This is a genomic window from Pseudomonas sp. PA-5-4B, from assembly GCF_021606215.1.
GTDB lineage: Bacteria > Pseudomonadota > Gammaproteobacteria > Pseudomonadales > Pseudomonadaceae > Aquipseudomonas > Aquipseudomonas edaphica.
In genome coordinates, this window is sequence record NZ_WKDB01000077.1 from 1 (window position 1) to 12,995 (window position 12,995).

8 protein-coding genes and 4 pseudogenes are annotated in these 12,995 nt (G+C 60.6%); 5 read left to right on the top strand and 7 right to left on the bottom strand.

What is annotated here, in order from left to right; translation table 11 throughout:
- Positions 1-3 precede the first annotated feature (3 nt).
- Positions 4-1,317 (top strand): prephenate-dependent tRNA uridine(34) hydroxylase TrhP, encoded by a 1,314-nt coding sequence (trhP, locus tag GIW28_RS26320; RefSeq protein WP_236490433.1) that lies wholly within the window; start codon positions 4-6, stop codon positions 1,315-1,317.
- 65 nt (positions 1,318-1,382) lie between these two features.
- Here the strand turns inward: trhP and GIW28_RS30870 are convergent, their stop codons facing one another.
- From GIW28_RS30870 to GIW28_RS26330, 3 genes and pseudogenes are all read right to left on the bottom strand, one after another.
- Entirely contained in the window at positions 1,383-2,204 is an 822-nt protein-coding gene (locus GIW28_RS30870) for a methyl-accepting chemotaxis protein (RefSeq protein WP_395600994.1), read from the bottom strand.
- A 36-nt stretch (positions 2,205-2,240) separates the two neighbouring features.
- Positions 2,241-3,062: pseudogene (locus GIW28_RS30875) on the bottom strand (cache domain-containing protein); the annotation flags it as partial.
- A gap of 246 nt (positions 3,063-3,308) precedes the next feature.
- Entirely contained in the window at positions 3,309-4,628 is a 1,320-nt protein-coding gene (locus GIW28_RS26330) for a Na+/H+ antiporter family protein (protein ID WP_236448103.1), read from the bottom strand.
- Between the two features lie 1,451 nt (positions 4,629-6,079).
- Here GIW28_RS26330 and GIW28_RS30880 point away from each other — a divergent pair.
- Together GIW28_RS30880 and GIW28_RS30885 are read left to right on the top strand one after the other, a co-directional pair.
- Positions 6,080-6,226, top strand: a pseudogene (locus GIW28_RS30880) (HAMP domain-containing protein); the annotation flags it as partial.
- Positions 6,227-6,574: 348 nt separating this feature from the next.
- Positions 6,575-7,084: pseudogene (locus GIW28_RS30885) on the top strand (methyl-accepting chemotaxis protein); the annotation flags it as partial.
- 109 nt (positions 7,085-7,193) lie between these two features.
- Here GIW28_RS30885 and GIW28_RS26340 read toward each other — a convergent pair.
- The 3 genes from GIW28_RS26340 to GIW28_RS26350 are packed head-to-tail and all read right to left on the bottom strand — an operon-like array spanning position 7,194 to position 9,495.
- Complete coding sequence (locus GIW28_RS26340; RefSeq protein ID WP_017135292.1) at positions 7,194-8,507, bottom strand: sensor histidine kinase; 1,314 nt, start codon at positions 8,505-8,507, stop codon at positions 7,194-7,196.
- Entirely contained in the window at positions 8,504-9,172 is a 669-nt protein-coding gene (locus GIW28_RS26345) for a response regulator transcription factor (protein WP_017135293.1), read from the bottom strand. Before GIW28_RS26345 ends, GIW28_RS26340 begins: the two co-directional genes overlap by 4 nt.
- On the bottom strand, positions 9,172-9,495 hold the full coding sequence (locus tag GIW28_RS26350) for a PepSY domain-containing protein (RefSeq protein ID WP_017135294.1): 324 nt from the start codon (positions 9,493-9,495) through the stop codon (positions 9,172-9,174). The genes GIW28_RS26345 and GIW28_RS26350 overlap by 1 nt, the downstream gene beginning before the upstream one ends.
- A 171-nt stretch (positions 9,496-9,666) precedes the next feature.
- On the opposite strand from GIW28_RS26350, the gene GIW28_RS26355 reads away from it, so the two are divergent.
- Positions 9,667-10,746 (top strand): patatin-like phospholipase family protein, encoded by a 1,080-nt coding sequence (locus tag GIW28_RS26355; RefSeq protein ID WP_138449289.1) that lies wholly within the window; start codon positions 9,667-9,669, stop codon positions 10,744-10,746.
- Between the two features lie 258 nt (positions 10,747-11,004).
- Positions 11,005-12,192 (top strand): annotated as a pseudogene (locus tag GIW28_RS26360) (tyrosine-type recombinase/integrase).
- A 73-nt stretch (positions 12,193-12,265) separates the two neighbouring features.
- Here the strand turns inward: GIW28_RS26360 and GIW28_RS26365 are convergent.
- Positions 12,266-12,712 carry a hypothetical protein gene (locus tag GIW28_RS26365; protein ID WP_236447157.1) on the bottom strand — a complete coding sequence of 149 codons (447 nt, stop codon included), beginning with the start codon at positions 12,710-12,712 and terminating at the stop codon, positions 12,266-12,268.
- Between the last annotated feature and the right edge of the window lie 283 nt (positions 12,713-12,995).

Here is a 12,995-nt window from a genome sequence, read left to right on the forward strand (position 1 = left end):
CCCATGCCCCCCGTGATTGCCCCCGAACTACTCGCCCCCGCCGGCACCCTGAAAAACATGCGCTATGCCTTCGCCTACGGCGCCGATGCGGTCTACGCCGGCCAGCCGCGCTACAGCCTGCGGGTGCGCAATAACGAGTTCGACCACGCCAACCTCGCGCTCGGCATCCAGGAGGCGCATGCACTGGGCAAGCGTTTCTACGTGGTGGTCAACATTGCACCGCACAACGCCAAGCTCAAGACCTTCCTCAAGGATTTGGCCCCGGTGATCGCCATGGGGCCGGACGCGTTGATCATGTCCGACCCAGGCTTGATCATGCTGGTACGCCGTCACTTCCCGTGCATGCCGATTCACTTGTCGGTACAGGCCAATACGGTGAATTGGGCCAGCGTCGAGTTCTGGCAACAGCAAGGTATCTGCCGGGTGATTCTGTCGCGGGAACTGTCACTGGAAGAAATCGGCGAAATCCGCCAACAGGTGCCGGCCATGGAGCTGGAAGTGTTTGTGCACGGCGCCCTGTGCATGGCCTATTCCGGGCGCTGTTTGTTGTCCGGCTATATGAACAAGCGCGATGCCAACCAAGGCACCTGCACCAACGCGTGCCGCTGGAAATACTCGGCCACGCCGGCGGTGGAGAACGCCACGGGCGATATCGTCCAGCAGTGTGAACCGACCTTGGGTATCGGCGCGCCGACCGATCAGGTGTTCCTGCTGCAGGAAGCCAACCGCCCGGATGAGCAGATGCCCGCCTTCGAAGACGAACACGGCACCTACATCATGAACGCCAAGGACCTGCGCGCCGTGCAGCACGTGGAGCGCCTGGCGCACATGGGCGTGCATTCGCTGAAGATCGAAGGGCGCACCAAGTCCCACTTCTATTGCGCGCGCACCACCCAGGTGTATCGCCAGGCCATTGACGATGCGGTGGCTGGCCGTGCGTTTGACCGCAACCTGATGACTGATCTTGAGTCCCTGGCCCAACGCGGCTACACCGAAGGTTTCCTGCGTCGCCATGTGCACGACGAATACCAGAACTACCAGAACGGCAGCTCGGTGTCGGAGCGCCAGCAGTTTGTCGGCGAATTGACCGGCGAGCGCCGGGGCGAGCTGGCCGAGGTCAAGGTGAAAAACCGCTTTGCCGTGGGTAATCATCTGGAATTGATGACACCGGCCGGCAACTTTCACTTTGACCTGACCAACCTGCACAACGCCAAGGGCGAGGCCATAGACGTGGCGCCGGGGGATGGGCACACGGTGTATGTGCCACTGGCGAGCGACATGGACCTGCGCTTCGGCCTGCTGATGCGTGACGTCTAACGCAGGGGCGGTGACAGGCCTATTTGTATCAGCGCCAGGCAAACATACGCTGAGGCCAGGGTTGATCAGATCCTGAACTGCCCCACCAACTGCCCCAGGCGCTGGCCCAGGTCCGCCAGGCTGCGTGAGGTTTGCGCGCCCAATTGGGTTTCATCCGCCACGCTGTCCACCGCCACGGCAATCTGATGCACGCTGCGGTTGATCTCTTCGGCCACGGCGGTCTGCTCTTCGGCGGCGCTGGCGATTTGCGCGTTCATCGAGTTGATGGTGCCAATCAACTGCGCCATGGTATCCAGCGACGCGCCGGCTTGGTTGGCCTGGGCCGAAGTGCCATCACCGGCATCGCTGGAGCGGCGCATGGCATCCACGGCGGCGACGGTGCCTTTTTGCAGGCGGTCGATCATGCCCTGGATTTCCTGGGTGCTGGTTTGCGTGCGACTGGCCAGCGCACGCACCTCGTCGGCGACCACGGCAAACCCGCGACCAGCCTCGCCTGCCCGTGCGGCTTCGATGGCGGCGTTGAGCGCCAGCAGGTTGGTCTGCTCGGCAATCGAGCGGATCACGCCGAGCACGCTGACGATCGACGACACGTCCTGCTGCAAGCTGTCGAGGGACACGCCGCTGCTGCGGATGTCGTTCACCAGCGCATGGATCTGCGCGATGCTGCCATCCACTACCCGCTTGGCGGCCTGGCCTTCGGCATCGGTCTGTTGCGCGGCCACCGCAGCGCCTTGGGCACTGCGCGCCACTTCGTGGGCCGCCGAAGACATTTGGTTGATCGCGGTGGCCACCTGATCGGTCTCGTGGCGCTGGCGTTCCATGGCGGTTTCCGAGCGCTGGGCCTGATCGGACACCTGGCTGACCAGCCCGGTGAGTTGCGCGGTCATCTCGGTGATCTGGCGCACCAGGCCGTGGATCTTGTCGACAAAGCGGTTGAACGCACCGGCCAAGTCCCCCAACTCATCCTGGCTGGTGATGGCCAGGCGGCGGGTCAAGTCGCCCTCGCCCGCGGCGATATCGTCGAGGTTGGCTTTCATCAGGCTCAGTGGGCGCAAGATGGTATTGGCCACCAACATGCCCACTGCAGCAATCACCAGCAGCACCACCACCGCCACGCCAAGGATGCTCAGCAGCACGCCTTCCATGCGTTTTTCGACCTTGGCCTCGACCACCGCCACCTGGGCTTCGATGCCATCGAGGTTTACCGACGTACCAATCACCATGTCCCACTTGGGCAGGTATTCGGTGTAGCCAAGCTTGGGCACCAGTTCGGTCTGGCCGGGCTGGGTCGAGCTGTATTGCAGGTAGTGGGTGCCGTCCTTGCCGACCTTGACCAGGTCGCGGTTGACGTAGACACCGTTGGGGTCACGGTTGTCCTTGAAGCTCTTGCCTACGCCGTCCGGGCTGTTGCCCTTGAACAGGCGGATGGTCTCGGAGTCGTAGCCGAAGAAGTAGCCGTCCTTGCCGTAGGTGGTGTTGGACAACAGTTTGACTACCTGCGCCCGCGCCGCCGTGTCGCCGGGGGTGGCCGCGTCGTAGAGCGGCTTGATGGTGGTCATCGCCACTTCCACATAACTTTGCAGCGTGGCCTTGGCGTCATTGAGCAGGCGCTGGCGGGTTTCATCCACCTCATTGCGCGCCTGGCCCTGCAGGATCCACACCGTGGTCAGGCTGATGACCACGGCAAACAACAACACAGGCACGACGGCCAGGGACAGGACTTTGGCCTTCAAACTCAGACGCATGGCTTTTCTCTCTTATTCGTGGCGACTTGAGAGGTTAACGGCCAGTGGCGAAATATCTGTAGGACACCTTGGCTGAGTGGCGACTGGACTGTTGTGGCGAACAGGCTTGCCCTGCGTTGGGCTGCGTAGCAGCCCCCTTTTCAGGCGCCGTAACACGCCAGGTAGATCGAGGTGTCTGGATTCAGGACCGCTTCGCGCTCCAACGCAGGGCAAGCCTGCTCGCCACAATTGAACCTGTTCCAGATACTAGAGGGTCATCGCGGCAAACCAGCCAAACGCCAGCAACGGAATGTTGTAGTGCAGGAAGGTCGGCACCACGGTGTCCCAGATATGGTGATGCTGGCCGTCAATATTCAGGCCGGAAGTCGGGCCGAGCGTGGAGTCCGACGCTGGCGAACCGGCATCGCCCAGCGCCCCCGCCGTACCCACGATGCACACAATCGCCAACGGACTGAAGCCCAGCTGCACACACAACGGTACAAAAATCGCCGCCAGAATCGGCACCGTAGAAAATGACGAACCAATGCCCATGGTCACCAACAGCCCCACCAGCAACATCAGCAGCGCGCCCACACCACGGCTGTGACCAATGAATGCCGCCGAGGCTTCCACCAGTGAGCGCACGTCACCGGTGGCCTTGAGCACTTCGGCAAACCCCGATGAGGCGATCATGATGAAGCCGATCATCGCCATCATCTTCATGCCTTCGGTGAACAGGTCGTCGGTATCGCGCCAGCGCACAATGCCCGACACCGAAAAGATCAGAAACCCAGCCAGGGCGCCGATGATCATCGAATCCAGCCACAGCTGAATGATAAACGCCGAGGCAATTGCCAGCCCGGCCACCAGCAGGGTCAGCGGGTTGTACTGCACGGCTACTTGCTCGACGCGCTCGATTTTTTCCAGGTCATACACACGCTTTTTGCGGTAGCTGATAAACACCGCCACCAGCAGGCCCACCACCATGCCCAACGCGGGCAAGCCCATGGCATGGGTGACGTTGACTTGGCTGATGTCCACGCCGCTCTTGGCCACGTTGGCCAACAGGATCTGATTAAGGAAGATATTGCCGAAGCCCACCGGCAGGAACATGTAGGGCGTGATCAGGCCGAAGGTCATCACGCAGGCGATCAGCCGGCGGTCCAGTTGCAGCTTGGTCAGCACGTAAAGCAGTGGCGGCACCAGCAGCGGGATAAACGCAATATGGATCGGCAGAATATTCTGCGAAGCAATCGCCACCACCCACAACAGACCAATCAGCAGCCATTTGACATGACTTCCGCCGGTGGCTTCCTGGCGATCGACCAACAGCAGCGCCTTGTCCGCCAAGGCATGCGCCAGGCCGGACTTGGCAATCGCCACCGCGAAAGCGCCGAGCAAGGCGTAGGACAACGCCACGGTCGCGCCGCCGCCCAAGCCGCCGTTAAAGGCCTTGAGCGTGGCCTCGATGCCCAACCCGCCGGTCAAGCCACCGACCAGGGCGCCGACGATGATGGCGATGACCACATGCACACGGGACAAACTGAGCACCAGCATGGTGCCGACCGCGGCGATGACTGCGTTAATCATGGTTACCTCAAGCAAAAAACATAAAAAACAGACAGGCCCGCGACCGGGCGGCCATCAAGTGGCGTCCGTGTGCAGGCTTTAAGAGGTCTTATTAGAGGGCGCGCACTTTGCCGCAGGCGGGCCGTCATGTCAAAAACTGTGGCGAGGGAGCTTGCTCCCGCTGGGCTGCGCAGCAGCCCCAAAAAAACAGGAGCGCTGCGCACTGGAGCGCCAGCGGGAGCAAGCTCCCTCGCCACAGAATAAAGAAGCGTGAAAGGCAGCCGATACAAAGGCTCTCTGTGTTTTCAGGTTAAGGATGCTCCTCGATGTCGCTTAGACAGCTCTCCATTCAATGGAAAATCACCCTGCTCGCGGGCCTGTGCCTGCTGGGGATCGTGACCCTGCTGGTGGGTCTGTCGCTTTTTCGCATGGAGCAGAGTTCGCAACAGGTCAAAGCGTCCAGCATGCAGATGCTCGACGCGTCCGCCCAGGCGCGCATCGAGGCCCAAGGTGAAGTGCAGGCGCTGGGCATTCGCCAGCAATTCATGGACGCCTACCAGTACGGCCATGGTTTTTCGCGCCAAGTGTTGTTTTTGCGTGAGCAGGCGGAAAAACGCTTCCTCGACGCCTTCGATACCCGCGAAGACCTGACCCGCCAAGTCAAGGCCGCCCTGCAAGCCAACCCCGATCTGCTCGGCCTGTCGTTGGTGTTTGAGGCCAATGCGCTGGACGGCAAGGACGAGTTGTTCGCCAATCAGGCAGAACTGGGCAGCAACGACAAAGGGCGCTTCGCCCTCTACTGGTCGCAGCCCACACCCGGCAAACTCACCTCCATGTCACTACCCGAAAGCGACATGGCCGACATCAGCGTCGGCCCCAGCGGCGAGAAGGCTAACGCCTGGTTCACCTGCCCACGCACTACGCTGAAACCCTGCGTGATCGAACCGTACTTTTATGTGATCGACGGGCAAAACGTGCTGATGACCAGCATCGTCTTCCCGCTGATGGTCAACGGCAAAGTTATTGCCTCGCTGTCGGTGGACATCAACCTCAACAGCCTGCAGGCCGTGAGCCAACAGGCCAGCCAGAAGCTGTATGACGGCCAGACCCAGGTCAGCATCCTCAGCCCCACCGGCTTGCTCGCCGGCTACAGCCCGGACGCCGGCAAACTCAGCCAGCGTCTGGATCAGGTCGACAGCGCCAGCGGCGCGCAACTGATCAGCGTACTGGCCAGTAACCCTCAGACCAGCAGCCTGCGTACCGACCATCAACTCAAGGTGCTGGCGCCCTTCGCGCCGATTCCCGGCGGCAAGCCGTGGGGCGTGTTGCTGGATGTGCCGGAAAAAGTCCTGGTCGGCCCCGCCGAAACACTCAAGGCGCAGTTGGACGCGGACAACGCCCGTGGCACGCTGCTGGAACTGAGCCTGGGCCTGCTGGCGGCCGTGGTTGGCTTAGTGCTTGTGTGGCTGATGGCCCGCAGCGTGACCCGGCCGATCCTCGGCGTGGCACGCATGCTCGAAGACATCGCCAGCGGCGAAGGCGACCTCACCCGCCGCCTGGCCTACGACAAACAGGATGAACTGGGCCAACTGGCCAGCTGGTTCAACCGCTTCCTCGACAAGCTGCAACCGATCATTGCCCAAGTGAAACGCTCGGTGCAGGACGCCCGTGGCACTGCCGACCAGTCCGCCGAAATCGCCACGCAAACCAGCGCCGGCATGGAGCAGCAATACCGTCAGGTCGACCAAGTGGCCACCGCCTCCCACGAAATGAGCGCCACCGCCCAGGACGTCGCCCGCAGTGCTGCCCAGGCGGCACACGCCGCACGCGATGCCGACCAGGCCACACGCGACGGCTTGAGTGTGATCGACCGCACCACCACCAATATCGGCAACTTGGCGGCGGATATGAGCACCGCCATGGCCCAGGTCGAAGGCTTGGCGGCCAATAGCGAGAAGATCGGTTCGGTGCTGGAAGTGATTCGCGGCATCGCCGAGCAAACCAACCTGCTGGCACTCAACGCCGCCATCGAAGCCGCCCGCGCCGGTGAGGCTGGGCGTGGTTTTGCGGTGGTCGCCGACGAAGTACGCAACCTGGCGCAGCGCACCCAGGAGTCGGTAGAAGAAACCCGCCTGGTGATCGAGCACCTGCAAAGCGGCACCACCGACGTGGTTGGCTCCATGGGCAATAGCTATCGGCAGGCCCAAGGCAGTGTCGAACAGGTCGGCCAGGCGGTCACCGCCCTGCGTCAGATTGGTGAGGCGGTCACGGTGATCAGCGACATGAACCTGCAAATCGCCAGCGCCGCCGAACAGCAAAGCGCCGTGGCCGAAGAGATCAACAGCAATGTGGCGACGATACGGGATGTGACTGAATCGCTGTCGGAGCAGGCGAATGAATCGGCGCGGGTGAGCCAGGCGTTGAACAGCCTGGCGAATCAGCAGCAGGGGTTGATGGATCAGTTTCGGGTGTAATGATCGTTCCCACGCGTGGGCGCGCCTCCTGTGACGCTCCGCGTCGCCCGTCGACAGCGGGACGCCGAGCGTCCAAGGCGGCGTTACCACGCAGAGCGTGGGAACGATCTCAACGTTTGGGTAATTCGATCAGCACCTTGAGCCCGCCCAGCTCGCTGTCCTGCAACCGCAACGTACCACCCCACACCTCGACAATATCCCGCACGATCCCCAGCCCCAGGCCATGGCCGTCAATCTGCTCATCCAGACGCGCGCCCCGGCTGAGCACTTGCTCACGCTGAGCCGGCGGGATGCCGGGGCCGTCGTCTTCGACTGCCAGCAGAAAGCTGCGCGGGGTTTCGCTGACCGTCAAGCGCACGTCGGCATCCGCCCATTTGCAGGCGTTATCCAGCAGGTTGCCGAGCAGTTCCAGCAGATCTTCGCGGTCCCAGGGCAATTGCAGGCCGGGGTCGACGTGGTAGCTCAAGTCCAGGTGTTCACCGTGGATCATGCTCAAGGTGGCCAGCAGGCCGGGCAGTTCTTTTTCACAGTCAAACAGCGCGCCGGGCAGGGTTTCACCGGCCAGGCGGGCGCGGTTAAGTTCGCGGTTGAGGCGTTGTTGCACCTGGTCAAGCTGCTCGCGCAGCAGCTTGCCGATTTCGGGGTGGTCCTTGAGCGCTTCACTGGAGGCTGCACTCAGTAGCACCGCCAATGGGGTTTTCAGCGCATGGCCGAGGTTGCCCAAAGCATTGCGTGAGCGCTTGAGGCTGTCTTCGGTATGGGCCAGCAGATGGTTGATCTGCGCCACCAACGGCTCCAGTTCCAGCGGCACTTGGGTATCAAGTTGCGAGCGCCGGCCCTGTTGCAGTTGGGCAATCTGGTTGCGTGCCGTCTCCAGCGGGCGCAAGGCGCGGCGCACGGTGACCCGTTGCAGGATCAGCACCAGTAACAGCGCCGCCAAGCCGATGATCAGGCCGATCTGGCGCATCAGGCGAAAGCTTTCGCGCACTGGCGTGTAGTCCTGGGCCACGCTGATGGAAATTGACTGGCCGAAACGCTTGTAGTCCGAACGCAACACCAGCAGTTGCTGGCGTTCCGGCCCCAGTTGCAGGTTGCCCTTGAGCCCCGGCTCGGTCAGGCGCGGCAGTTCCTGGTCCCACAACGAGCGGGAGCGCCAGTGAACGTCGGCAAAATCAATGCGGAAATAATGCCCGGAAAACGGTCGCTGATAGGCCGGTGACAGACGCTGCTCATCCAAATGAACACCCTCAGGCCCACGCACCAGTGCGGCCAGCAGGTTCTCGCTGTCGTTGCGCAGCCCGGCTTCCAGGTAGCGCTGCAAACCGGCCTCGAACAACCACAAACTGGTTTGCGCCAGCACCACGCCCACCACCACCATGACGCTGATCAGACCCAGGCTCAAACGCCGTTGAATCGACCTCATGCCGGGGCGGCGCCAAACCGGTAACCCTGGCCACGCCGGGTTTCAATCACACTGCGCCCCAATTTTCGGCGCAGGTGGTTGACGTGCACTTCCAGCACATTGGAGTCGCGCTCGGTTTCGCCGTCATACAAATGTTCGGCCAGATGGCTTTTCGACAGAATCTGCTCCGGGTGCAGCATGAAGTAGCGCAGCAGGCGGAATTCGGCGGCGGTCAGCTGGATCTCGTCGCCATCGCGCAGCACACACTGACGCCCTTCATCCAGGTGCAGGCCGGCGGCTTGCAGCGTCGGCTGGTTGGCCTGGCCGTGGGAACGGCGCAGAAGCGCCTGGATGCGCAGGTAGAGCTCTTCGGGGTGAAAGGGTTTGCTCAGGTAATCGTCGGCGCCGGCCTTGAGCCCTTCGATACGTTCGGCCCAGGAATCGCGCGCGGTCAGCACCAGCACGGGCGTGGCCAAGGCCGCGGCGCGCCATTGCGCGAGCACCTCCAGGCCCGGCAGGCCCGGCAAGCCGAGGTCGAGGATGATCAGGTCATAGGGTTCGCTGCGGCCTTGATACGCGGCGTCGCGCCCATCGGCCAGCCAGTCGACCGCGTAGCCCTGGCGCTGCAGACCGGCCAACAGTTCATCAGCCAGCGGTACGTTGTCTTCCACCAGAAGCAGGCGCATCAGTCGTCTTCCTTATCTTTGAGCAGCTTACCGGTACTGGCGTCGAGCTCGATTTCGCGCACCACGCCTTCGACGGTCAACAGTTCGATTTCGTAGATATAGCGCACCGAGCGATCCTTGTGCTCCTCAAGCTCGGCGTCCAGCAGCTTGGCACCCGGGTAGCGCTCCAGCGCCGGCCCCAGCAACTGTTCCAGCGGCGCGATGACGCCCTCCTGACGCAATCGCAGGGCTTCATCCTGACCAAGGTCATGGGCTGACAGGCTGGCGCTGCTCAGAAGCAATACCAGCGCCACCTGACTGCCCGCGCGTAGATTTACCTTCATTACGTATCCTGATGTTCCTTGAGGGCGGCCCGATGCGGGACATGGGCCACCACGGTACCCGTGACAACTTAACTGAAACTGAATTGCCACCATGGCAATTTTCCATCGGCAACCTTACCCATCGCTGCAAGAATTCTCTTATATTGCCTGTTCGCTGCAACCGAGACCTGTATGACTGCCATCCACATCAAGTTTCCCGCGCTGACCCTCAAGGCCGGCAAACGCGCTTTCACACGCATTCGCGAGCAAGGCCTTGCGCCGGCGGATGTCGGTATCCTACCCGGTGCGGCCGGTGGCCCCAAGGCGTTGGGCATTCAAGGCCTGGACCTGGCGCTGTTCGGCGATTGGCTGCCACGCGCGCCGCGTGAGCGTGCACTGATCGGCGCGTCGATCGGCTCCTGGCGGTTTGCCAGTGCGTGCCTGCCCGACCCGGTGCAAGGCTTGCTGGACCTCGGCCGCTTGTACAACGAACAACGCTTTGCCAAGGGCGTGACCATGGCCGAAGTCAGCCACAGCTGCCAGCGCATGCTCGACGACCTGTTGGCCGGCCGCGATGCGCGGGTGCTGGACAACCCCGACTACCGCCTGAATATCATGGTGGTCAAGAGCCACGGCCTGCTTGCCGATGACCACCGTGGCCGACTGGGGCTGGGCCTGTCGTCGGTGATTGCCGACAACCTGCGTGGCCGTGCGCGGCTGTCGCGGCATTTTGAGCGGTTGATCATCCACGACCCGCGCCAGGCGCCACCGGTGCATGCGCTGACGGACTTTCCCTCGCGCTTCCTCGACCTGCAGCTGGGCAACCTGCGCCAGGCGCTGCTGGCCTCCGGTTCCATCCCCATGGTGATGCAAGGCGTGCGCGACCTGCCCGGCGCAGGCACGGGCACTTACCGCGACGGTGGCCTGCTGGACTATCACCTCGACCTGCCCTATCACGGCGACGACATTGTGCTGTACCCGCATTTCACCGACCGGGTGATCCCCGGCTGGTTCGACAAGGGCCTGCCGTGGCGACGCAGTAATCCACAAGGCTTGCAGGATGTGCTGCTACTGGCGCCCTCCAAAGACTACCTGGCCCGTCTGCCCCATGGGAAATTGCCGGACCGCAGCGACTTCAAGCGCTTTATGGGCGATGACTCTAGCCGCAACAAATACTGGCAAACCGCGATGAGCGAAAGCCGACGGCTGGGGGATGAGTTCCTGCAACTGGCGGACAATGGTGGGCTGGGCGAGCGGCTGCAAGCGCTGTAACCCAGCGGTATGCGCGGCAGAGGATCAAACTGTTAAACTCGACGCCTGCCAGATACCTGACCGCGCTGAAAATACCGTGGAAATCTTCAAAGATTCCACGGTAGCCTCCCGCCTGAAACCACCCCTTCCCAATTCCCTCCATATAACCCAACAAACAAAAGCATTTGAGTATCACCGCGTACCACACGATACCTTCCCAATGACAATTAGTTAGTACATCATCCAGTACATTGAAAATGGTTTTGAGAGGATGTACTAGTGGCACTCACGGACACAGCGGCCAGACAGGCTAAGCCAAAGGAAAAGGCATACACCCTTCCCGACTCCCTGGGTCTTTCGCTTTACGTGGCGAACAGTGGAATTAAAAGCTGGCACTTTCCGTTCACATGGCTTGGAAAACAGGCAAGGATTTCTTTTGGAACATACCCGGAAACGGGCCTGAAGGAAGCGCGCTCTCGCTAGAGATGAGGCGCGGGAAGACATTGCGCGCGGCGTAGATCCGCGCGAATCGAGGAAGGAGAAGAAGGCAGGACTGATTGAGGCCGGCGGCCGCACATTCCGCCGCGTGTACGATGAGTGGCTGGCATTCAGGAAGGGCAGCATATCTCCGGGCACCTACCGGATCATCAGCAATTTGATGGAACTGGATGTGCTTCCAACATTTGGCGGGCGGCAGATCGACGCCATCAAGCGAGCCGACGTGATCGGCCTGATACGGCGCATCGAAAAGCGCGGCTCTGTAGTCGCGGCGGTAAAGGTTCGGCAGCGGATGGGCCAGGTGTTCAGCTATGCAATCGCCACCGGACTGATTGAATCGAACCCTACAGCTGAGATGCACGCCGTCACCGAGAAAGGCGCGCAGAACCGGCCGCATCCATTCTTGCCGTTCAGCGAACTACCCAAGACCATCGCCAGCATTCAGCAGTGCGTGTCAGGCCACCAGTTGCGGTCAGCGATCATGCTGATGATCTACACCGCATCACGCCCGGGCGAAGTAAGGTATGCCGAGTGGTCTGAAATTGATCTCGATGCGGCGATCTGGACGACGCCGGCGGCGAAGAAGATGAAGGCACGACGTGAGCACGCCGTGCCGCTGCCAGCACAGGCGTTGAACTGCTGAAAAGCATGCTACCCATCACTGGTGGCCTTCGCTACGTGTTCACAAATCGTAGCGATCCAACAATGCCGATTGGCCCGAACTACGCCAACAACGTCATGGAACTCTGCGGGCTCACCGGCAAGCAGTCGCCCCACGGCTTCAGGCATCTATTCTCGACCGAGATGAACGGGCGCGGTTACAACCGTGACTGGATCGAACGGCAATTTGCCCACGCTGATAGCAGCCTTATCCGCGACGTGTACAACCATGCGGCCTACCTGGAGCAGCGTCGCGAAATGATGCAGGAGTGGGCAGACCTGATCACTCCTGAGAGAAAAGGCGCTTGAATGCGCCACCTAACTCAACTAAACGCCTTGCCGACAAATCCAAGTATTTATTCTTTAGCGACTCTTTCTACTACTACCCATTAAATCCGGCTAAAACACCACCCATCAAGCTATTACCTGAAAAACTATTACTACCAACAGTAAGGCTATTCATGCCGCCATACACATTAAATCCGAGAGAACGCAAATCCATCTCAGTAACTAGTGCCTGACTGTCTCCAGTCTGTTCAACACGCAAGACGGTTCCACCTTTTACTTTTACAACAATCTGCCGCCCAATCTCTTCCACGGTAACTAATGGATTCTTCGATATCGACGACTCTACAAGGGATACCAAATCTTTACTGCCTGGAAATCTCACTGCGCGCAGCCAAATCTGCGGCTTAAATCCGGCGCCAATAAGTATGGGAAAAGAGCCCCCGACCGCCATAATCAATGCGCCGCCATACAATTTGTTACCACAAACACTCAATAACGAATAGGGAGCATAGCCCATCGGAAGCTGACTAAATTTTTCCATACTACCTCCCAACTCGCTGTCTAATCTTTGGAGAAAGCCTAAAGTGATCTTTAATAGATTTCATAATCTCTTTTCGGTCATTCGGCAACAAACATCCGATAATCCATAGCACAAGCACAATGATACACCCGCCAGCTAGCGTAATCCACTCGGCAGAAGTAACAGCGCTTATCAAGGAAGGGTTTGCAGCATCACTCATGATACTTGAAATAAATTTTGGAAGTATGCTCAAAGCAAAACCAAGAGTAACGAACAAAATATTTATTGCCCAAACATGCATGGA